The organism is Enterobacteriaceae bacterium ESL0689 (genome assembly GCA_029433525.1).
GTDB lineage: Bacteria > Pseudomonadota > Gammaproteobacteria > Enterobacterales > Enterobacteriaceae > JAQTIF01.
This window is the reverse complement of the sequence record JAQTIF010000002.1, coordinates 663201-686579: the sequence shown is the minus strand read 5'-3', so window position 1 is coordinate 686579 and position 23379 is coordinate 663201. Positions and strand designations below refer to the sequence as shown.

Below are 23379 nucleotides of genomic sequence, written 5' to 3'. Positions count from 1 at the left end.
TTACCTGCCATAATTATCTGAATAAATAATGGGGTGTCTGTTATTTTTCGCAGCTGTTATCCTGCGGATCTTCTTCCGGCGGCGTCACCATGGTGATCCACAGTGGCGTCGTATCCTGGTTATCGCCGCTGATAATCAGCTGTGGTTCCCCGCCATAACAGGCCGCCGCACAGCTCACTGCCACCCATGGCGTTGCCGGGCCGGGGTAGCCCAGCGTCTCGCCAAAATCACTGAGCGCCTGAGCGGCATTGATCGGACTATTGATCGCCTGTAAGCCAGTCATCACGGCTTTATGCCAGCCAGAATTAACGCCCGCCAGAAATCCCCGGCTGACCGCCTGCGGGGCGATCGGCACCCACTCCAGCGCCTGATTCAGGGCATAGCGGAAATCTTCCTCGCTGGTGTGATGCATTTTTTCCGGGCGATGTAAGCGGGCTATCGGTGCTGATTTCAGCACCTGTCCGGCCAGCAATAACCCGACGACGCTTTCTGCGGAACCGGTGGTCTGTTGCGGGATCACCTGAATGGCAATAATCAGCAGCAGCGCCCGTGCATTGCGCGGGTCATCCAGCCATTGATCCACTGCCGCCAGCCCGCTCCCGGTGAGCTGAGCGGAGGGGGCCCGGATGCCACTCGCTACCAGGCTCGCCTGCCAGAGTGCCGTCACCTCTCCGGCGGGCAGACTGCTGTGACTGTCCAGTAACAGTGTCAGCGGGATATCTGCCGACAGAGCAGTATACGCAGGCGTCAGTTCCTGAAGTGTTTTCGTCAGCATACGGCTCAGCATCTGCGGGTCGCTTTCCCCCTCTTTACGTATCAGACGACTGTGGCGTTCCCCTTCATCACTGTGCCAGGTGGGCTGTGTTTTCAATCCCTTTTCTTTTCCGCTAAAGGCCTGCCACTGTTTTTCACCCTCCGCATCATCGGGCTCACGCAGGGCGCTGTGCAGGCTCATCGCCAGAATATTTAAGTGCCGTTGCCCGCGCTGAATGGCATGGCGAAGCAGGTGCTCACGCTCCCTGTTCCGGCTGTGTGCCATTGCTGACTGTCCTTTATACCAGGTGACCCGTAATGCCAGTAAGATGAGCCAGCCCAGTACCGGAAGCCCCAGCGCTGAACTCCAGAAAGCCCCGGTGTTAATGGCCGGGCGGGAGAGATGACGCAGCAGGGTATCGGCCACTCCGGCCAGCAGCATGATTATCAGCAGCAGCAGCCAGAGCCACCAGAGCGGTGGCCGTGGCTGTGGAACAGGTGGTGGGATCTGCTTTAAATTGACGGCCATGGTTATTCCGCCATCGCCTGAGGCAGGCTGGAGATTAACCGGCAGCCACAGCCACAAAGATAATTATCAAAAGCGACCGGCACGCCGTGATCCTTAAAAGTGGGGTGACCCTGGACAATCACCGTCTGGCCATGTCCCTGGATGGCACAATTCACCGGGTCGCCCAGGCGGGCGACCCCAATGCCATGAAACTTCATTTTCGTGGAGCCACTTAAGACCCGACCACCGCCCGTGGTTTTATCACCTACACGAATAATACCTTTCATGATTTATTCCTCAGAGGAATGAAAAGGAATTTTATATAATGATTTTTTAAGTTTTTTAGATCGCACCGATAACATCTGCTGTCATTACGGTAAAAATCATGTGCTTTTAATGATAAAAAAGTTCACTGCATTACATAATAATGACAAGACAGGCAATAGCGACATAATATTACTTTGGTATTTCATCATTCTTTTTTTTAGATGATGAGGGAATAAAGAAAATGACAACGGCCAGAGCGGCTAATATACCACTCGCCGTTTGAAGTATTGACAGGTTATTACTGCATACTTCTCCACATCCACTACCACTGATTGCCGCCCCTATCTGAGCCGCTTTTTTATCTGAAATAACAGAAGAGGCGCTGGTGCCGTCACAGGCCGCCAGCAACAGGCACAGCAGCAGGGTCAGACGATTCATGTTTCTTCTTCCTTATGCTTCGCCCATAAACTTCCAGTCCACATGCTGGTCTTCCTGCAGCCATTTGGCCTTGAACGGCCACGGGCGATGGATGACTTTGACGACCCGGTCGGTGGGCATAATCTGCCCTTCGCGGAAATAGCGCGTTTCTTCTTTACTGACACCCACATTCGGTATCCAGGCGATTTTCCAGTAGCCACTTTTCGGGCAGGGTTCACCGGTGCGGCACAGGATGCGGGGGGCACTGTTGCTGGCGAAGTCCGGTGAGCTGGGCAGTGGCCGCCCGGTTTGTGGATTCAGTTGTTTTGCGTTGGCCAGGTCGACGATCAGTCTGTCGCTGGGTTTTGGGGGTTCGATATTGGCTTTGTATTCCTCTACCCATTTCAGTTTGCCATCCCAGGCCGGGAGCGGCGCAGGCGGCAGCGGGACGATTTCATTGATTTCCGGGACTTTGGGGTGGGCATAGGAGTACCCTGACAACATATCACCAATGGCTTTATAGCGACGGGAACGTTCTTCATCTTTTTGCTGACCCAGATAATAAAGACGATCTGTTGGGTCTGTGCTAATAAACCCATGTTCCAGAAAACTGGCAGAACCAGGTGCTCCTGCAGCAACTCCTAACTGAAAAGCTTCAAGTGCTTCCTGATATCGTTTACGGTTTTTAAGATTAACGCCCAGATCACTGGCAGCCTCTCCTTCCCCTTGTTCAGCAGCACATCGACGCATCTGCCGGGCAACATCCGGTGCTAAATCGATGGGGGCCAGTTTCTTTCCGATATAAGCTTGTGCATTAGCACTGCCTTCATCTGCTGCCTTACGGTAGTAGCGCAGTGCCATCTCTTCATCCTGCTTCAGTCCGGCAATACCATTCTGCAGAAAGATAGCGATAAAGTAATAGCCGGTAGCCACTTTCGCATCAATTAACTGCTGGCTGAAGCGCAGACGCTCCTCACGGTTCAGGTGAAAATGACCACGCAGCCCACCATTCTGTAAATTAATCATCGCTTTATAGTGACCATTCTCCGCTGCAATGCGATACAGCCGCCCTACCTCTGTATCTACAGCTTCATCCTGCTTCAGCAGATTATTTTTCTGTAACCAGCGGGCGTATTTAAACAGTATATCGCTGTCGGCCGAGGGTTCCGGAATAGTCTCATGAACACAGGTAAATGCCAGACGGGCATTGATATCATTCAGCGGGTCCATCCGGACCTCCTTTTTATCTGAAATAACAGAAGGGGCGCTGGCACCGTCACAGGCGGCCAGCCACAGGCACAATAACAAAAGTAAGGTGCGCATCAGTCAAGGTCCGTAATGTTATAATTGGTGTAATTGAATTTTATCAGCGGGGCTAATGGTGATAATTTATTGTCTTGGTTATCGCTATTGTCCCTTAGAAGATTATCCCAGGCTTTAAACGCCTCTTCCGCATCATCCTGATCCCCCATCCCGTTCGTATGCAGCTTCCACAGCCTTCTCCGTAAGGCCTGCGTTACATCATTACGCGCATGAGCAATATTCATTTCACTGTCCACCTGCATACTCCGGGTGTTGATATTCGCCGAACCGTGGGTGGTAAAAACATCATCGATGATCATCAGCTTCGAGTGAATATAGACCGGCATCCAGTTATCCGCGGGCGAATCCAGCGCCACCAGCGAGCAGATATGCACCTTCAGCCCCGGGCGGTCCTCCGACAAAATTTTACTGGCCTTAATTTCATCCACTTTCCCTTTATAGTCTGCAATAACCTTGCCCTGTTCCGCCGCCATTTCCTGCATAACCGCTTTATCAGGTATCCCTCCGCTATCCAGCTGAGATTGATATTTCTCAGCAATACTGCCAGCTTTGTCGAAGGTTTCTGCGGTCAGTTCATTGATTTTAAGCTGTTTAACCACCCCGGATATCGCATCATTTCGTCCGAGAAGCGCAAGCATTCGCTGGGTATTCAGGGTCCCTTTACCAATCCCTTCATCAATAACATTGGTTACCACAAACAGATGCAGGCTGCCGTGCTCTTTCGGGTCACGCCCGCCTTTCGTCTGCGCCGCCGCCGATTTAAGAATGACCTCCGCCAGCGGCGGCCAGCGAAAATACTGGTTTTCAATATAGATAAACTGTGTGGCGTTACGTACCGTCTGCAGATAGAGTCTTTCTATATCATCTGTGTATTCCTTTCCGGTCGCCTCTGACTTTTCCTGCGCCTGTGTGCGTAACAGCTGGGCAAACACCAGTGCGCCACATTCCCGGTGTATTTTGAGGCGTGACGCCTTCTCATCGGCATTACGCAGGGTCAGCAAATCCTCACCACTGCTTTTAATCCAGCCAGTCGCACCCTGCCAGGCAACAGCAAAATTATCATGCAGTTGTTCAAGAACCGGACCGGTCACCATACAGGAGATGTCCTGGCGTGGCAGATTGCCTCCTGCCCCTCTGTCTGGCGGCAGACGGTCATCCTCTGTGCGGTGTTTTGACGAATGCGCATCCGTGTCCCAGTACTCATCCAGCATGTTATGGCCCATCACAAAACCCACCGCGATTTCCGGCAGTTCATAATCCACCAGCACCGTTTTCTGATGGTGCGTCGGGGCTAAACCCATCATGCCGATTGTGGCTGTGCTGAGTTCCTTATCTGCCGCCATGGAACTCGCCCGGCGCATGATTTTTACCCGTTCAGCAGGGCCGAATCCACGACCAATAAATTCCGGCTTGCCGTATTTTTTCCTGAATTTGTCTTTAAGATATTCATGCATTGCCTCTTTTAATTCCCTGTACGGCAGGTCCGGGAGACAAAGCAGCTTCTCATAATCTGTCAGTTCTTTTTCTGCCTCTTTCCGGTTTTTCACTGTATCTGCGTCCGTCTCATAATACTGGAACCACTTGCGGTCATAGGCAAACTGCTTATCCGTGGAGGTCTGCCCGGCCCGGTTTTTAATTCCCCACCTGCCGGGAAGATTGGCCTCATCGGCAACACCGGCCGCATTTAACGGATATTTCCAGCCCAGAACTCTTACCCTGATATCCCTTTCCCGGGCAATTTTTACCAGCAGTTCCCCGATACAGGGATGTTCGCCGTCACGGATAAAATACATCGACGGCTGAAAACCCCAGCAGATGATGTCCACCGATTTCTGCGCTTTCTCAATCGCCAGATAGACTTCCCTGAACGCCTCCTCGCCATTGACCAGCGGTTTCCAGCTGGCAAGACGAGGCTCATATTTCGTCCCGTTTACTATCCACGGTAATGTTCCGGTTCCCTTCCGGGTTTCATTGATGTTAATAGGAACCGTAATTTCTATGTTTTCATCTTCACTGTTCATTCTTTTTCTTCCTTATTCGTCTCTGTCCGGTCATTAAGTACGGCGTTATACTGGTTACGCAGTTTATATTTATCAGTATCCGTCGTGGCTGCTGATTTATAATGCGGTATCCCTTTGTTAGCCAGCTCACCCTGCTCAGGATTGCGGTACGCCTCCACCACCGGGATCTGATAGCTGACACCATTTGCCAGTTTCAGCTGGTAACGCCGCGTCACCACCTGATGGTCAATTTCCACACGACCATTGCTGTCCAGTACCCCTTTTTTCATCTCTTTACCATCCGCATAAAGCGTCCATGGCATACCTGCCAGACTCAGACCGGCTGTATCTGGTGCATGAAGCATGTCAATATACATAGACTGTTTCACCGTCTCCTGCAGGCGCGGGTAGTCCGGATGGGTGGCGTCCATTTTCGCCGGGCCGCTGTAGCTGAAATCCACTGACTTCACGTTAAAATCACCCGTCGTCCCCAGCTCTATGCAGTACGGGTCGAGGGTGATGTACGAGCCTCCGGCGTTGAGCGTGATTTTCTTTTTCGCCACAATATGTATTTCTTCATCCGTACTCACTATCTCCAGTCCCTTGCGCGCCAGTAACTGCATCTGGTCGTTCTGCGCCTGTACCGTCACCGGCCCCTGGTTCGCTATCAGCTTCATCCCCACCTTACGGACAAACAGGCTGAGCCCTTCCCCCACACCAATAAACAGCCGTTTCATTACCCCCATGTCGGCATCTTTTCCGGCGGTACATATCAGGTTGTGGTCCGCCGCCAGCTGCAGGTGCTTTCCACTGCTCAGCGCAATGCCCTGTGGCGCACTGAGCAGCGTGACCGCGGCGCTCAGCTTTTCTATCTGCTCACGCATGAACGCCAGCTGCGCTTCCACCTGCGACGGCTCCGCCTGCGCGCGCTGCGCATCAGCGGAGAGCGATTCCATGACATTCGCCGACTGTTCCAGACGGTTCAGCGCTGGCTGCATCTCCAGCATCATGCCTCCCGCCTGCGGCTGTCTGTCAGCGGTGATAAACACCCCCGCGCCACCACGGATGGCAACATGGCGGTCAGTGCGCAGCTCTGCGCCTTCACCGCGCAGTCTGCGTGAGGCATCCACATTGTGACCAAGATTCAGCTGGGTTTTTCCGCCATATTCGGTGCTGAGTTTGATGTGTTCTTCACCGCGTTTATCCTCCATCCGCAGCTTGTTCAGTCCCGCCGTGCGCAGTATATTGCGCGTGTGATTCGCCTCCGTCACCGGGTCCTCGTGCCGCGAGTCATGCAGCACATGTGCAATATAGGGCCGGTCCGGGTCGCCCTCATGAAACGCCACCCCCACTTCCGTTCCCTGTATCAGTGGAAAGTGAAATCCGTATCTGTCCCCGCCGTAGGGCTTCGCCAGCCGGACCAGCATGCTCTCCATCCCGCGGCTCTTTTCATCACGGTCAGCATCAAACTGCACCCGGTACAGCCCCGAACCATCCTGCCATGCATAAATGTCATCACTTTTCGCACTGGTCACCCGCGCCATCAGCGTGCCGCTTATCACCGGCCGCGCCTTCTCCTCCGGCCGCCAGCAGCGGTTATCACGAAACGGTATCCCCCGCCACTCCACCCGCAGCGCATTCTTCCGGCTCGCGCTGTAATCTGCCACGGTTATCAGCACGCCGCCCGCCGCCTCACGCGGCAGCGTCGGCGGTATCACCGTTTCACTGATGTCCAGCACCTGCCCCGGACACAGACCCGCATCACTGCTGCTCCCGCTTACCGCGCTCTGCCCCGCCAGAAAACGTTCATGGGCCAGCTGCGCCAGAAAGTTGCCGCTTTCCGTGGCCGGACTGATTTTCGCTCCACGCTCACGGTGCCGCGTTCCGTAACGGTAAACATCGCCATACGTCATCCCCTCCCCTTCGCCGCGACTCATATCCGCCGCCTCTGAAGTCAGGATGTTCTGCGCCTCACGGTGACTGTAGTCCCCGGTGGTTACCGTTCGCGCCACCATCCTGTGCCCGACCTGCACGCCCCACACCGACTCCACCCCGCCGTCATTCGCCCCCGACGGACTGTTCAGTGGCAGCTTTTTTCCGTAACGCCACGCATGCTGCCCGTCGGCAAAATGAATCACCTCTGTCTGCGTGTCCGGCTGCAGCGTGAAGTAGTAAAATATCCCCACCTCCGCCAGCAGACGCTCTGTAAACGCCAGGTCACTCTCGCGGTACTGGTTTATCTGCTCCCTTTTCGGGTAGTCCCTGTGAAGATGAAATTCATATTCCCACCCCTGCAGGCCGTGCTCTTCCAGCACCGCCTTCACCACCTCCGGCACCGATTTATCCACCAGAAAACGATGGCTGCGGAACTGCCTGTCCAGGCGCGTCAGAGACGGCTCGAGTACAATCTTATAGGTCGCCTGCTCGCGCGAACCGCCCACCCGGCTGAAGTACGTCACCACGCCGTGAACCCGTTTCTGCCCGTTCAGCGCCAGCAGCGGCCCGGTGCCCATCGTCAGCGTGGCCCCCTGGTTCAGTATCTGGCGTGCATCGATATTCCTTTCGTCACTGGTGAACTGAATGGTGTAACGGTACAGCTCACTCAGTGATTCCCGGCCACTGAACTCCTCCACATCCAGCAGTGCCGGACAGGAGGGAATAATCAGACGGTAGCGGTTCAGGCCCTTTGCTGTCAGGGCGCTGAGCGGAGGGGTTATTAAATCGGGCTGATTGATCATATTGACTCCACAGAAATAAAGTTTTGTCAGTAACCGGTTTGCTCCGTTAATGACGCAAAAGTCATGAGCCGGATTTCCAGGTGGCATATCAGGAGGTGAATTTTTTTAATTCAGAGTATTGCTGGTTATTGACGACTATCCGGCCATGCTGACAGCAGGCTCTGCTACTGCGCTTTCACACACGCTACCGCCGTCGCCGTTTCCCGCTCTCCAGGAGCCCCCGGCACACAGGGTCAGCAGCAATGATTTCTGTCGTCAGCCGAAAAGATGACCACAGAAATCCACTCATCACGGGCTGGCTAACGCCAGCCCGACCCGTCATTACGCGGTGGCGCGTTCATTCCAGGCGTCGGAATGAATGATGTTGCCGTCTTTGTAGGTCCAGGTGATTTTTTCGTAGCGCAGTTCTACCTGCTCAAGATGGTTGTGCTTCTCGTAAGCCGGGTCCTTGATGTCGTGCATCACCGGATTGACTTTCACTACCTTGACGTTCTCAAGTTTGGTGTTGAAATACTCCACTTCCTGACCCGCGTCGTTGATTTTGTACCACTTAAACTCTGCCGACTTGAGGGTCTGACCGGTGGTCACCGCTTTGTACAGATACGGACTCGAGGAGTCGATCTCTTTGGTGAATTTAAACGGCGTGTGAATACGGGTGCCGGTCAGCTTGCCGGTATTGTTGTCGGTCGGGATGTACAGGTTATGCTCCTGTGCCACCACTTCAATACTGCCGTCGCGGCCCTGAACATCCACAGACCCTTTGATGTCCGCGCCGCCGTCGTCTTTCAGCCAGAGATAAACAGGAATGGCCATTTTTATTTCTCCATTTATTGTTGAGTGGTAACGTCACCTGTCTCGGGTGACGCCGGAGTAATGCCAGGTAACTGACAGGCATCCGCCTGCGGTACCAGACTGATTTCGACACGGCGGTTAAGCGCCCGCCCTGCCGCTGTGTCATTGGTGGCAATCGGCCGATCTGCGCCATATCCCTGCACCGCAAAACAGCTCTCCGGTACATCGCCGGTATCACGCATCCAGTTGCGCACCGCTTCGGCACGTTTCAGTGATAACGCCTGATTCAGTGCAGCACGCCCCGTGTTATCAGTGTGACCACTGACCACAATCAGCCAGCCGGGTTTTGCTTTGATGCCCACCAGGGAGTTGATCAGTATTTTTGTCGAGTCGGTTTTCAGTGCTGACTGCCCGGAGTCGAACAGTGACATGCTGTCAAGGCGGATGGTTTGCGGCCCGGTGATAATTTGCTTAATTACTGGCGGTGACGGTGCCCAGTCACTGATCGCCGTTTCCAGCGGCAGCATCAGTCGCCCGCCCTGATACAGCCCCAGCCGGTAGCGCAGGGGTTCGCCCCGACGTTGCCAGCCATCCAGCAAGGCCGCATCAGCACGCAGGCGCTGTTGTGCCCGTAGCTTAGGGGCCGCAGGGTCACCGCTGAGCGTGTGATAAAGCGCCAGATGGTCACTCACCTGGCGGATAAGACGCTGGTTATTGAACCACGAGGCCAGCATAGCCAGCAGCAGAAACAACCCAACCAGTCCCCCAGCCGCACGCCAGAAGCGCATCCGCGGGCTGATCCCCCGGATACGGGGCAGCGCCGCCAGCAGACCATCTGGCAACGGCAGCAATTCAGGTGTGGTTGTTACCGGCGGTGGCAGGGTGGTACAGGCGGTAATATGCTGCTGCCAGAGATTTCCGCTCACTCCGTTTACCGGAGTCAGACAGATACCGTGAAGACAGGGTTCCAGCGCGGGCAGGTTGCGCGAGCGGGCAGTCACAATGGGGTACAGTGTTTCATGTTGCCAGTCCAGCACACTCTCCAGCCACAGCCTTTGACACAATCGGGCAGAGCCCGTGGTATCTTCATGGCACCACTGTGTCAGTGGCAGGAAACCTGCGCCGGAGTGACAGATCATCAGATCAGGATGTTGCCGGGTGGCAGACAACCACAGCGGTTCTGTCGCGAAAGCCGGTGCAGGTGGTGAAACCCAGCTGATTATCCCGCGCGGTGGCAGATGCCCGGTGACACTCCGGCACTGTGCTATCGTCCGCTGCCATTTTCGCAGCTGGCTGGCAAAAGCTTCGCTGTCGGTGTGCTGTTCTGGCACAATAGCCAGCAGCAGGAAAAGCCGTGGCAGCAGTGCCTGGCGAGTATCGCTGAGATAACGGATTAGCAGCGGTAACTGCTCCGCCCTCTCCACCTGCAGATACCAGCCCTGGCGACTTTCCCGATGGCGAATAGCGGGAGCAAACAGCGGCGCACTGTCACCACACACCAGCACCACCGCACCGGTATAGTTTTCCGGCGGCAGCTCATCATCTGTCATCTCTTTCTGTATCTGTGTGCTGCGTCGCGCGATCCGGCGTTGTTGCCAGAGCAAACCACCACTGACCGTCATCACCAGCAGGCTGAGCGCTACACGACTGCCGATCGCCAGCGGCCAGAAGCCGAAAATCAACCACAGCGCCAGTACCGCAGCCGTGGCTGTTAATCCGATTCGTTCAGCATTACGCATGATGATTTATCCCGGATTAATGGTCTGGCTCACCAGCTCAGTGAGAGAAGAAGAGAGGAATAGCCACAATGCTGCCAGTGCTATCACGCTGGCAATCCAGCCTGACCAGTACAGGCCGCGCCCGTGGGACAGATGTCTTGTCCGCACCGCCACCGGTGTGGATTGACTGAGGTCGAGCACGGGCACTTTTTGCGCGAGGGCACGCATTGTCGCTTCGCGCTGGTCATTGTTTTCCGTCCGGTAGCGGCCGGTAAAGCCTAGTTGCAGGGTGCGATACAGGCAGGTCAATACCACTGGATCAGCAGCAGGCTCATTCAGCAAGTCCCCGATACGCTGCCATAGCTCTTCACCGGCATTCAGGGTGCCGAAGAAGCGCGCCTGTAACGGATCACGGTGCCAGGTCAGATAGCCGTCATCAGTGGTGCCACGGTTCATCACGCTTTCATCAAGCAGGGCGCACAGGGCATATACCATTATATCGCGGTGACTATCGCTGAAACCAGCAGCACTCAGCGCTACCCGCGCCTTCTCCACCAGCTCGCAGGCACGACGATACAGGGCTTCCCCATCGTGTATCGGCTGACCGATACGTAACTGGGTGACCATCCGCCAGCCGGGAGAGAAAATACGTTCCGTTTCTTTAAAGAGGGATGATTTCATGTGCGCAGTACCGCGAAGAGTTCAAGTCTCACCTCACCCAGCGACAGGGGGGTATAGAAGGTACAGTTGCCCATTTCGAGCATGGTGCGAGCCGCTTCTGAGCTGAGATCAAGAGCAAAATACTGATTTTCCAGACGCAGCGGTATCGCCGCCGGAACCCGACTCAGTGGCTTAATCACCACTCCGCTCAGTGCTGAGTTAACCACCTGCTGTACTTCATCGACACTGCCCGCCTTACACAGCAACGGGAATTTAGTCTGCAGTTCGTGATTGGGCATCGCCGACTGCACAGAGAGGTAAAAATCAGCCCCCTCGCGCAGCCGGGGATCATGCAGCGAACCTTTCCATATCTGCTCCTGACAGGTCAGCGCAATACTCACTACCCGCGATGGCAGGCTGGCTTCCAGCAGTTTATCCAGTAACATCAGCAGTGGCGGAAAGATCCGTTCCGGTTCCTGATGCTGATAGGCCGGAACATCTGAGGTGTCATGTTCCAGTGAGAAGGTCAGCAAACTGCCCGCCAGCCGCACCAGTTCGCGATACAGCAGTTCCGGGTGGCGCGATGGGTGCTGTGACAGTTCCATCAGCACCGGTTCGGTGCTGTTCAGGGCATTGAGCAGCCAGAACAGCGACACATCCGCCACTGCAAAATCGGCCAGTCTTTCATTGCTCTCCCGTCGCATCGCCATCAGTCGTCGCCGTCGCGCTTGCAGACGTACCAGCAAATCGCCCACCGCGCTCACTAGTGACGGACTGGCAGATAACGCCAGCAACGGCGGCAAAAAGGCCGAGTCTCGCTCCCACTGTCCCTGCGCATTGCGCACCAGCCGCGCCACCGGACAGGTCAGGTAGGCGCTGTTTTCCTGAGTGGCTAACCGCAGGGTGACGGCATGACGCAGTACAGCCAGTTCACTGCTCTCATGACCCGCCAGCTCCTGAACGTTGACCCGCTCCGCCTGCCAGCGACGGGGGCGCTCACTCTGCTGACCGTTATCCAGATTGCCGCCCCCGGCGCTGAGCAGTGGTAATGCGGCGACCACCAGCATACTGTCACTGTCCGCACTGACGGGCAGGGTACAAACTGGCGGCAGGTTATCGGCCATGTCGCTATCCACCAGCGTGCCATCCTGAAAACGCACCACCAGCCTGGTAGCACTGAGGCGGGATAAGGCCAGTGCAGCGTCATCAAATTCGGCACTGATGACACCCCACGGATGGGCAATGACCATGCCAGCCACCGTGTCAGTAAGATGTGCCTGCCAGCGATCCTGTTGCTGGAACTGCTGAGGATAGATAAACGCACCATCTTCCCATAACGGACGATAAATTTTCATTGTCGGCCTTCCTGCGCGCTGTTTTCCGCCGACAGATCGTTGTGATATCTGCTCGCCCCCATATCTTGCGGGAGATACCGGTTCTGCGTTGGCACGCAACCTGATATCCGCAAAATATCATCCGTCATGACTGACACCCCGACAAAATATACTGACGCGAACGGAGACACTGAGCGCGAAAAATCTGTTCCGTTCCGGCTGCGGGTGGTACTGCTGGTCAACCCGTTGTCCCCTGTTCCACCACAGAGAGCGATCACTTTTCATCACCCGTTCTCTCCGCTTTATGACTTCGCTTTCGGCATCTGGGATACCAGAGATAAATTAACGTCCATCCCTTCCACCTGGAAGTGCGGCACTGCGTATAGCTTCACGCGGAAGAAACCGGGATTGTCTTCGATATCCTCCACGACCACACGGGCTTCACGCAGCGGGTGAGAAGCCTGTAGTTCGTCACCGGGATCGGTCATTTCTGTGACCAGCGTTTTTACCCAGGTATTGAGTTCCAGTTCCAGCAACCGGCGATCTTTGGTAGTACCGATATTTTCCCGCTGGATAAGCTTCAGATAGTGGGCAATCCGCGATAGCAGAAAGATATATGGCAACCGGGCATTGATTCGGCTGTTAGCCGTGGCATCGGCCGTATCGTAGATAGCGGGTTTCTGTGCTGAGTTGGCCGAGAAGAAACAGGCATAATCACGATTTTTGTAATAACTGAGCGGAATAAAACCGAGACTGGCAAATTCAAACTCGCGGGTTTCCGGGATCATGACCTCTGACGGGATTTTTACCTGATTGCCAGTACCGAGGTCATACAGATGGATAGGTAGATCCTGTACTGCGCCACCTGCCTGCGGACCACGAATTTGTACGCACCAGCCATTGCGGATAAAGCTACGTACCATGTTGGCCGCAAAGGCAAAAGCCGCACTGGTCCACAGATATTTGCTGTGATCCGGCCCTTTGACCTGTTCGACATAGTTGAAACTGCGCACTGGCACAGTGTCTGGGCCATAGGGCAAACGACCCAGCACTCTCGGCATGACCAGACCGATGTAACGGGAATCGTCGGTTTCACGGAAGGATTTCCATTTGATGTATTCAGCGCGATCAAAGTAGTTACCGATATCCTGGATGGCTGCGACCTCTTCCATGGTTTTCTTCAGGAAGAATTTTGGTCCAACTGAACCAATAAATGGCATATGCGCCGCTGCCGAAATTTTCGAGATATTACGCAACAGCGCCACATCCTGTGCTGACGCATCGAACTCCCAGGCGGAAATAATTGCCGCTATCGGTTCGCCACCTGGGGTGTCGTATTCGGCAGTATAAGTTTGCCGGTACAACCCGCTCTGGACGATCTCCGGGGCATCGTCAAAGTCCTGACGCAGCTCCTCTTTCGCGACATCCAGTAGCTCTATTTTGACATTTTGACGGAAATCGGTTTTATCCACTAGCCCGCGTAACCCCTGCCACACAGCTTCCACTTTCTGGAATTCTGCGTGATGCATGATTTCATCCAGCTGACGACCTATCTGATAGTCCAGTTCAGCGATATGTCTGTCTAACAGGGCTTTATCCAGCTTTTCCACTTTACTGTCGGATTTTGCCAGGCACTCCATAAACACCTGCATGCTGGCCGTCAGCCGTTCATCGGCGGTGGTGTCCGACATGGCTTGTGGGTCCTGCCAGAGATCCAGCGCACTCAGTGATGTAACAGGACTGAGGTTAATTTTTTCAAACAGCGAAGCATACACCCCACCCTGCGGCAATACCTTTTCTACGGTAGCACCGGCACCTTGCGACTGCGTTTCATTATTAACTGATAAAGACATAAGAAATATTTCCCGTTATTTCGTTGTTCCACGATCCGGTAATAAATTATTTATTTCCCGCTGCTGACAGTGCGTTAAGCTCACTACGCAATTCATCACTTAATGCCGGATCCTGTAATATTTTGCCGAACTCTTTCTTAAAGGTGGCGTTGTCCAGCAGGTTTGATTTCAGGTCGCGCAATAAGTTACGCATAGCCAGCATCGCTTTTAATTGTGGGATCTGACGGGCTACCGCTTCCGGAGTGAAGTCTTTCATGCTCTGAAAGTTCAGATGGACATTCTCTTCCGAACCATCATCCGCGAGCGTATTTTTAACCGTCAGATTAACTTGCGGATTCAGTTCTGCCAGAACCGCATCGAAGTTATTTTTATTGACATCAATTTTAGTTCGTTCTGCCAGTGGCCCGCTGGCCTGGCCGTTACTGAAATCGCCAGTTGCCAGTAATTTTAGTGGGATCTCCACTTTTTTATGTGCACCGCCAGTGTGTAAATCTAAAGAAATGTTAATCCGTGCTTTAGGGATCTCACTTTGAAAACTTTGTGACATAAGGCTGTCTCCAGGATGGATTATGAGGGGAGGTCCTGCCAGATAAAGAGACACATAAAAAAGAACATAATGACAGGCCGTATGATTTTTTTGCTATTATTGCGTTAACTTTTTATTTTGTAAACAAGTAAAGAAAATTATGTGAGCTGGCTTCCGATTCAGTCAGTTAACGCGATTGTTTTACTGGAATATCTATATGATGGTATTAAGTATCGGGTTTATCAGGACGCTGTTATTCACTATTTTTCTCCGAATCAGGGCATGATATCTTCATAGAGTGCCTGCATATTGTGATTTATCTGGACTGTCCGTATCCAGGCGGCAATACTCATTATTTAACACTTTAATAAAATCAAACTCACAAATAATTCATTTATAAAACCAATTAATAAAAAAAGAATAAAGTTGCAGAAACGAGGTGTCATATATTTAATAACGATGTGTTTATTATTAAGCGTCTGGCCCACTTGGTTATTGGCGCAGCCAGTCTGGACACGGACAGCGCGGATAAACCGCAGCGTACAGGCAATCGATGAGGATGTCGGGGACGGCCCGGAACCCAAATAGCCTGACGGGACAGGCTCTGAACAATCCGTTTTTCACCCAATAATTCAGACTGTGATAATATATCTCCCTGTCATTTTTCAACCCAGGGATGATGATGAAAAACCGCTCCCCTACTCCCCACGATGCCACATTCCGGCAGTTCCTGACTCAACCGGATGTTGCCCGTGATTTTATGGAGATCCATCTGCCGACAGAACTACGCGCCGTTTGCGATCTCAGCACCCTGAAACTGGAGCCCGGCTCGTTTGTCGAGGATGATCTCCGTCAGTATTTCAGCGACATTCTCTACAGCCTGAAAACCACCGCTGGCGATGGGTACATTCACGTCCTTGTGGAGCACCAGTCGACGCCAGACAAACACATGGCCTTTCGTCTCATCCGCTATGCCGTGGCGGCCATGCAGCGCCACCTTGAGGCCGGGCACAAGAAATTGCCGCTGGTGATACCGCTACTGTTCTATACCAGTAAGCGCACCCCCTATCCGTATTCCACCCGCTGGCTGGACGAATTTGATGATCCGGCAATTGCTGGCCAGCTCTACAGCCGGGCTTTTCCGCTGGTTGATGTTACCGTTATTCCCGATGATGAGATCGCAGGCCACCGCAGTATGGCCGCCCTGACACTGCTACAGAAGCATATTCATCAGCGGGATATGGCCGAACTGGTCGATCAGCTGGTGCCCATTTTACTGGCCGGATATCTTTCTTCATCGCTGGTCGTATCACTGGTACACTATATCGTACAGGTGCGACGAGAAGTCGCTTAACATATTGTTTTAAGAGTAAATTCTATAAAACCTACTGTCCCATCAGTAGTAGCCTATCTGAGATCTTCTTTCTGGTAACGGAAGGTGGATAAGCCTCAGAGACATCGCTTTCCAGTAAATATGGCGGACAACCGTGAGGTATGTTTGTTATTTGTGAGCATCACACAGATAGAAAGTTGGCTGTCTGGCAAGGTTAACACAAGTGAACTGTTGATAAACGTCGTTAGATAGAACAAGCCAAAGATGATGACAGGCTTGAACCAAAAGGTAAGTGATCAGGCTGTTCTTCTTTGTACAAAGAACACATGGGCATCAGAATCACCGGCGGACAGACAGAACCTAACCCAGAACTTGTATGTTAAGTGGAACTCGGTAAGCCCGTATCACTGCCTAATGGGCAAGCTGACCGTAAGGAAAGCCTTTAGTTATGCGGGTAAAGGATGGCGGAAAAAGCGAATGTCACTCTGTAATGGAGCGAATAAGGGTTCGAACTTTGCCCTAATATGAAAATATGCAGACTTCCGTCGAGTCTCTAATCGTGAAAATAGCTGTAAAGTTTTCAAAAGGGAGCAGGCAAGATGAATACATTTCCCCATGTATCTGCGGCTCCGCGCCTTGAAGGATGGCACTCGATTGATTGGGAAATTCATTACCGATTGGTGAGAAAACTACAGTTACGTATCGCGAAAGCAGCCAGGAATAAGCAGTGGCGCAAGGTTAAATCTTTACAGCGTATGCTTGTTCGCTCCTTTTCAGCAAAAATAATTGCTATAAAACGAGTTACTGAAAACAAGGGGAAAACAACCCCGGTGTTGATGGCGAAGTATGGACAACCCCGACTTTAAAATGGAAAGCCGTCGTACTTCTGAAAAAGACAGGCTACAAACCACGTCCTCTCAGAAGGATCTATATCCCAAAAGCAAACGGCAAACGCCGACCTTTAGGGATACCGACGATGCTTGACCGATCTATGCAGGCTTTACACCTGATGGCACTTGAACCAGTATCAGAATCAACAGCAGACGATAACAGCTATGGGTTTCGAAAAGCCAGATGTACGGCTGATGCAATTGTTCAGTTGCATATCCTCCTTGCGAGGAAGATCGCAGCAGATTGGGTACTGGAAGGGGACATAAAAGGTTGCTTTGACAACATCAGCCACGACTGGTTACTTTCTAATATCCCTATGGATAAGGAAGTGCTGAGGAAATGGCTGAAAGCTGGATTCATGGAAAATGGAGCTTTTTTCAAACAAAGGCCGGAACGCCACAGGGCGGTATTATCTCTCCTGTTCTGGCAAATATGTGCCTTGATGGTCTGGAAAAGGAACTTATCGATCACTTTGGTCGGAAAGGAACAAAAAAGGCCAACAGTCACAAGGTAAACTACGTACGTTATGCAGATGATTTCATCTGTACTGGTATCTCACCGGAATTGCTTGAAAATGAGGTAAAACCAATCATTGAAGCATTTATGGCAAAGAGAGGACTTACTCTGTCACAAGAGAAAACCAGGATAACAAATGTAGCGGAAGGGTTCGATTTTTTAGGACAAAATATCAGAAGGTACGATGGTAAGTTAATCATAAAACCATCAAAGAAGAACCTGAAAATTTTCCTTAATAAGATACGCGGAGTTGTTAAAAATAACAAAACGGTTACACAAGTCAACCTGATCAGATTACTCAATCCCATTATTATAGGTTGGGTAAACTATCACCGACATGTGAACTCAAAAGTTATTTTTGTCGTGTTGATCATGAAATCTGGCAAAGGCTATGGCGTTGGTGTAGAAGAAGACACCCTAAAAAGAACTGTCTCTGGATAAAAAAACGGTACTTCATAAGAAAGGATATGAAAGACTGGATATTCAGTGACAGGGATGTTGAAGGGAAGGTACATACGCTCAAGCTGGCATCTTCCACACCAATAAAGCGTCATGTAAAGATAAAAGGTCAGGCAAACCCATACGATCCAGCTTGGGAGCCTTACTTTGAAAAACGCATGGATTATCTTTGGTTACAGAGTCAGCATGGAAGGAAAAAAGTTGTAGAATTATGGAAACGGCAAGGAACATTCTGCCCTGCATGTAACCAGAAAATCTCACAGGAGTCAGGCTGGCACATACATCACTTGATCCCAAAATGTGAAGGTGGAAAAGATCATCTAAGTAATCTGATTCTACTTCATCCTAACTGCCATCGACAAATACACAGTCAGAATGCTGGCTCAATCAAACAAGATGAGCTTCTAGAGATTTGAGCGGAGTGCGGGGAAACTCGCACGCTCCGTTCTTAGGGGAGGATACGACAGTAATGTCGTATCCTTACCCGACGCAGGCGAAACCGCTGACGCCGAAGCCCTGGTACGCGAACTGGCACAGCGTGTGCCGCAACACGGAGACACTCTTATGACCATCGCACAACAGCTTGAACAGAAGGGTATGCAGAAAGGTATCCAGGAAGGTATCCAGCTTGGCAGACTGGAGGGTCTCAATGAAGGCAGGCTTGAGGGCCGCCATGAAGGCAGACTGGAAGGTCGCCATGAAGGTAGGCTGGAAGGAAAGCTCGAAGTGGCCCGCACCATGCTGAAGAACGGTATCGACCGCAATACGGTTATTAAAATGACTGGTCTGACAGAAGACGAGCTAACGCAGATTCGCCACTGATCCTTTGCCAGCTGTTGCTGTCTGACTATAAAATTAGCCTGACGGGACAGGCTCTGAACAATCCGTTTTTCACCCAATAATTCAGACTGTGATAGTATCTCCCTGTCATTTTTCAACCCAGGGATGATGATGAAAAACCGCTCCCCTACTCCCCACGATGCCACATTCCGGCAGTTTCTGACGCAACCGGATGTTGCCCGTGATTTTATGGAGATCCATCTGTCGGCAGAACTACGCGCCGTTTGCGATCTCAGCACCCTGAAACTGGAGCCCGGCTCGTTTGTCGAGGATGATCTCCGTCAGTATTTCAGCGACATTCTCTACAGCCTGAAAACCACCGCTGGCGATGGGTACATTCACGTCCTTGTGGAGCACCAGTCGACGCCAGACAAACACATGGCCTTTCGTCTCATCCGCTATGCCGTGGCGGCCATGCAGCGCCACCTTGAGGCCGGGCACAAGAAATTGCCGCTGGTGATACCGCTACTGTTCTATACCGGTATCCGTATTCCACCCGCTGGCTGGACGAATTTGATGATCCGGCTCTCGCTGGCCAGCTCTACAGCCGGGCTTTTCCGCTGGTCGATGTTACTGTTATTCCCGATGATGAGATCGCAGGCCACCGCAGTATGGCGGCTCTGACACTGCTACAAAAGCATATTCATCAGCGGGATATGGCCGAACTGGTCGATCGGCTGGTGCCTGTTTTACTGACCGGATATCTTTCTTCATCACTGGTCGTATCACTGGTACACTATATCGTACAGGTGCGACGAGAAGTCGCTTAACATATTGTTTTAAGAGTAAATTCTATAAAACCTACTGTCCCATCAGTAGTAGCCTATCTGAGATCTTCTTTCTGGTAACGGAAGGTGGATAAGCCTCAGAGACATCGCTTTCCAGTAAATATGGCGGACAACCGTGAGGTATGTTTGTTATTTGTGAGCATCACACAGATAGAAAGTTGGCTGTCTGGCAAGGTTAACACAAGTGAACTGTTGATAAACGTCGTTAGATAGAACAAGCCAAAGATGATGACAGGCTTGAACCAAAAGGTAAGTGATCAGGCTGTTCTTCTTTGTACAAAGAACACATGGGCATCAGAATCACCGGCGGACAGACAGAACCTAACCCAGAACTTGTATGTTAAGTGGAACTCGGTAAGCCCGTATCACTGCCTAATGGGCAAGCTGACCGTAAGGAAAGCCTTTAGTTATGCGGGTAAAGGATGGCGGAAAAAGCGAATGTCACTCTGTAATGGAGCGAATAAGGGTTCGAACTTTGCCCTAATATGAAAATATGCAGACTTCCGTCGAGTCTCTAATCGTGAAAATAGCTGTAAAGTTTTCAAAAGGGAGCAGGCAAGATGAATACATTTCCCCATGTATCTGCGGCTCCGCGCCTTGAAGGATGGCACTCGATTGATTGGGAAATTCATTACCGATTGGTGAGAAAACTACAGTTACGTATCGCGAAAGCAGCCAGGAATAAGCAGTGGCGCAAGGTTAAATCTTTACAGCGTATGCTTGTTCGCTCCTTTTCAGCAAAAATAATTGCTATAAAACGAGTTACTGAAAACAAGGGGAAAACAACCCCGGTGTTGATGGCGAAGTATGGACAACCCCGACTTTAAAATGGAAAGCCGTCGTACTTCTGAAAAGACAGGCTACAAACCACGTCCTCTCAGAAGGATCTATATCCCAAAAGCAAACGGCAAACGCCGACCTTTAGGGATACCGACGATGCTTGACCGATCTATGCAGGCTTTACACCTGATGGCACTTGAACCAGTATCAGAATCAACAGCAGACGATAACAGCTATGGGTTTCGAAAAGCCAGATGTACGGCTGATGCAATTGTTCAGTTGCATATCCTCCTTGCGAGGAAGATCGCAGCAGATTGGGTACTGGAAGGGGACATAAAAGGTTGCTTTGACAACATCAGCCACGACTGGTTACTTTCTAATATCCCTATGGATAAGGAAGTGCTGAGGAAATGGCTGAAAGCTGGATTCATGGAAAATGGAGCTTTTTTCCAAACAAAGGCCGGAACGCCACAGGGCGGTATTATCTCTCCTGTTCTGGCAAATATGTGCCTTGATGGTCTGGAAAAGGAACTTATCGATCACTTTGGTCGGAAAGGAACAAAAAAGGCCAACAGTCACAAGGTAAACTACGTACGTTATGCAGATGATTTCATCTGTACTGGTATCTCACCGGAATTGCTTGAAAATGAGGTAAAACCAATCATTGAAGCATTTATGGCAAAGAGAGGACTTACTCTGTCACAAGAGAAAACCAGGATAACAAATGTAGCGGAAGGGTTCGATTTTTTAGGACAAAATATCAGAAGGTACGATGGTAAGTTAATCATAAAACCATCAAAGAAGAACCTGAAAATTTTCCTTAATAAGATACGCGGAGTTGTTAAAAATAACAAAACGGTTACACAAGTCAACCTGATCAGATTACTCAATCCCATTATTATAGGTTGGGTAAACTATCACCGACATGTGAACTCAAAAGTTATTTTTGTCGTGTTGATCATGAAATCTGGCAAAGGCTATGGCGTTGGTGTAGAAGAAGACACCCTAAAAAGAACTGTCTCTGGATAAAAAAACGGTACTTCATAAGAAAGGATATGAAAGACTGGATATTCAGTGACAGGGATGTTGAAGGGAAGGTACATACGCTCAAGCTGGCATCTTCCACACCAATAAAGCGTCATGTAAAGATAAAAGGTCAGGCAAACCCATACGATCCAGCTTGGGAGCCTTACTTTGAAAAACGCATGGATTATCTTTGGTTACAGAGTCAGCATGGAAGGAAAAAAGTTGTAGAATTATGGAAACGGCAAGGAACATTCTGCCCTGCATGTAACCAGAAAATCTCACAGGAGTCAGGCTGGCACATACATCACTTGATCCCAAAATGTGAAGGTGGAAAAGATCATCTAAGTAATCTGATTCTACTTCATCCTAACTGCCATCGACAAATACACAGTCAGAATGCTGGCTCAATCAAACAAGATGAGCTTCTAGAGATTTGAGCGGAGTGCGGGGAAACTCGCACGCTCCGTTCTTAGGGGAGGATACGACAGTAATGTCGTATCCTTACCCGACGCGGGCGAAACAGCCGACGCCGAAGCCCTGGTACGCGAACTGGCACAGCGTGTGCCGCAACACGGAGACACTCTTATGACCATCGCACAACAGCTTGAACAGAAGGGTATTCAGAAAGGTATCCAGCTCGGCAGACGGGAGGGTCATAATGAAGGCCGCCATGAAGGTAAGCTCGAAGTGGCCCGCACTATGCTGAAGAACGGCATTGACCGCAATACGGTTATTAAAATGACCGGTCTGACAGAAGACGAGCTCCACTGATCCTTTGCCAGCTGTTGCTGTCTGACTATATAGATAACAGTAACAGCTTATTTAACCGTACACGATAAAAATATTCTATCCCCCGGCATTGCTGGCGCAGACTCTTAAGCCAGATATAATCTGACAGATACCTGTATAAATAACCGGTGACCGCCAAATCAGGTCTAAGCTAATACAGCTATTTCTGCCGCAACCCATCCGTCTGATGAGCTTGTGCTACTCATTTATTGATTCTTTTTTCGAGATAATCTACTTCAACGCCAACAATCCGACCTGACACCTGTCGTATCAATATCACAGGGTATGATCTACGACATTTAATTAAAATCATTTATGAAACGCGATGATAGCCTCGTCAATTTTCATTTCGACTAATTTTTCTACTGTCTCGCTTCTTGACGCTCCACTTAGCGTAGCTAGCTTATCAATTTTGCGAAGAATACGGCGTCGAATAGACAGGGAAACGGAAGTTTTTATATCCTTATCCAGTACAACCCGTGAACTATGATCATGCGTTTTTAAATCAGTATTAAGGCTTAGTGCCTCACTCATTCTCTTGAGTATTTTCTTATCCAGTAATCCGGAGTTTACCAGCTGATAAGAGTGACTCGCTTTATTGTATTTGATTTCAGCAAAGTAGCTTTCTCTCAGCTCTTTAAGCGCCCGGCTGAGAGTCGGTTCAGAACAAGCCAGCGTCGCGGTAATAAATGCTGCTGATACAGGTTTTCCTGAGCCCAGTAGGTTAGCCAGGGTATATACTCTTTCCTGTCGGGTGTTTAATTGCATATTCAGTCAGTACCTGCCATTTGGGTCAGTGGCTCTATTGGCTGAAAATGGTAAGTTGAGCTCATTTTCCGGATAAGTCCTCTATAACCCAATGCTTCAATGGGATCAACGCTATGCCGATTCCCAAAATTAATACTTTCGATGCCAGAGCGGCGAACACGCCAGGAAATCATGTGCTCGTTCGTGGCTAATCTCAACAGACAACCATGCACGTATTTTGCGTAACTTTCCTGGTGAGGCTCCACGGGAACCTATATTCAGATTTACCCTGACCTCCGGGATAATGCTGATCGATTGTCG

13 protein-coding genes and 6 pseudogenes are annotated in these 23379 nt (G+C 51.1%); 6 read left to right on the top strand and 13 right to left on the bottom strand.

Annotated features, from left to right (window positions below; genetic code table 11):
• Positions 1-40 precede the first annotated feature (40 nt).
• From PT300_14985 to tssB, 12 genes are all read right to left on the bottom strand, one after another.
• Positions 41-1282 (bottom strand): hypothetical protein, encoded by a 1242-nt coding sequence (locus tag PT300_14985; GenBank protein MDF7681812.1) that lies wholly within the window; start codon positions 1280-1282, stop codon positions 41-43.
• A 2-nt stretch (positions 1283-1284) separates the two neighbouring features.
• Positions 1285-1548 (bottom strand): PAAR domain-containing protein, encoded by a 264-nt coding sequence (locus tag PT300_14980; GenBank protein MDF7681811.1) that lies wholly within the window; start codon positions 1546-1548, stop codon positions 1285-1287.
• Positions 1549-1717: 169 nt separating this feature from the next.
• A complete protein-coding gene (locus PT300_14975) occupies positions 1718-1966 on the bottom strand; it encodes a hypothetical protein (GenBank protein ID MDF7681810.1) in 249 nt (82 codons plus the stop codon).
• A gap of 12 nt (positions 1967-1978) precedes the next feature.
• Positions 1979-3268 (bottom strand): DUF6396 domain-containing protein, encoded by a 1290-nt coding sequence (locus PT300_14970; GenBank protein MDF7681809.1) that lies wholly within the window; start codon positions 3266-3268, stop codon positions 1979-1981.
• Positions 3268-5289, bottom strand: a complete 2022-nt coding sequence (locus PT300_14965) for a phospholipase D-like domain-containing protein (GenBank protein MDF7681808.1) — start codon at positions 5287-5289, stop codon at positions 3268-3270. Before PT300_14965 ends, PT300_14970 begins: the two co-directional genes overlap by 1 nt.
• Positions 5286-8006, bottom strand: a complete 2721-nt coding sequence (vgrG, locus tag PT300_14960) for a type VI secretion system tip protein VgrG (protein MDF7681807.1) — start codon at positions 8004-8006, stop codon at positions 5286-5288. The genes PT300_14965 and vgrG overlap by 4 nt, the downstream gene beginning before the upstream one ends.
• A gap of 321 nt (positions 8007-8327) precedes the next feature.
• Entirely contained in the window at positions 8328-8819 is a 492-nt protein-coding gene (gene hcp, locus PT300_14955; protein ID MDF7681806.1) for a type VI secretion system effector Hcp, read from the bottom strand.
• A 14-nt stretch (positions 8820-8833) separates the two neighbouring features.
• The gene (locus PT300_14950) at positions 8834-10537 is read right to left on the bottom strand and encodes an OmpA family protein (protein MDF7681805.1); all 1704 of its coding nucleotides are present in this window, start codon (positions 10535-10537) and stop codon (positions 8834-8836) included.
• A gap of 6 nt (positions 10538-10543) precedes the next feature.
• Complete coding sequence (gene tssL, locus PT300_14945; GenBank protein ID MDF7681804.1) at positions 10544-11197, bottom strand: type VI secretion system protein TssL, short form; 654 nt, start codon at positions 11195-11197, stop codon at positions 10544-10546.
• Positions 11194-12531 (bottom strand): type VI secretion system baseplate subunit TssK, encoded by a 1338-nt coding sequence (gene tssK / locus PT300_14940; GenBank protein ID MDF7681803.1) that lies wholly within the window; start codon positions 12529-12531, stop codon positions 11194-11196. Before tssK ends, tssL begins: the two co-directional genes overlap by 4 nt.
• 281 nt (positions 12532-12812) lie before the next feature.
• Complete coding sequence (tssC, locus tag PT300_14935) at positions 12813-14363, bottom strand: type VI secretion system contractile sheath large subunit (protein MDF7681802.1); 1551 nt, start codon at positions 14361-14363, stop codon at positions 12813-12815.
• A gap of 46 nt (positions 14364-14409) precedes the next feature.
• A complete protein-coding gene (gene tssB, locus PT300_14930) occupies positions 14410-14910 on the bottom strand; it encodes a type VI secretion system contractile sheath small subunit (protein MDF7681801.1) in 501 nt (166 codons plus the stop codon).
• A gap of 655 nt (positions 14911-15565) precedes the next feature.
• On the opposite strand from tssB, the pseudogene PT300_14925 reads away from it, so the two are divergent.
• The 6 pseudogenes from PT300_14925 to PT300_14900 all read left to right on the top strand — a co-directional run bounded on the left by PT300_14925 (position 15566) and on the right by PT300_14900 (position 22293).
• Positions 15566-16222 (top strand): annotated as a pseudogene (locus tag PT300_14925) (Rpn family recombination-promoting nuclease/putative transposase).
• Positions 16223-16821: 599 nt separating this feature from the next.
• A pseudogene (ltrA, locus tag PT300_14920) lies at positions 16822-18483 on the top strand (group II intron reverse transcriptase/maturase).
• Positions 18434-18910: pseudogene (locus PT300_14915) on the top strand (hypothetical protein). Before ltrA (PT300_14920) ends, PT300_14915 begins: the two co-directional pseudogenes overlap by 50 nt.
• 123 nt (positions 18911-19033) lie before the next feature.
• A pseudogene (locus tag PT300_14910) lies at positions 19034-19677 on the top strand (Rpn family recombination-promoting nuclease/putative transposase).
• A gap of 599 nt (positions 19678-20276) precedes the next feature.
• Positions 20277-21938, top strand: a pseudogene (gene ltrA / locus PT300_14905) (group II intron reverse transcriptase/maturase).
• A pseudogene (locus PT300_14900) lies at positions 21889-22293 on the top strand (Rpn family recombination-promoting nuclease/putative transposase). The pseudogenes ltrA (PT300_14905) and PT300_14900 overlap by 50 nt, the downstream one beginning before the upstream one ends.
• 327 nt (positions 22294-22620) lie before the next feature.
• Here the strand turns inward: PT300_14900 and PT300_14895 are convergent.
• Positions 22621-23079 (bottom strand): tellurium resistance protein TerW, encoded by a 459-nt coding sequence (locus PT300_14895; protein MDF7681800.1) that lies wholly within the window; start codon positions 23077-23079, stop codon positions 22621-22623.
• Positions 23080-23379: the final 300 nt, after the last annotated feature.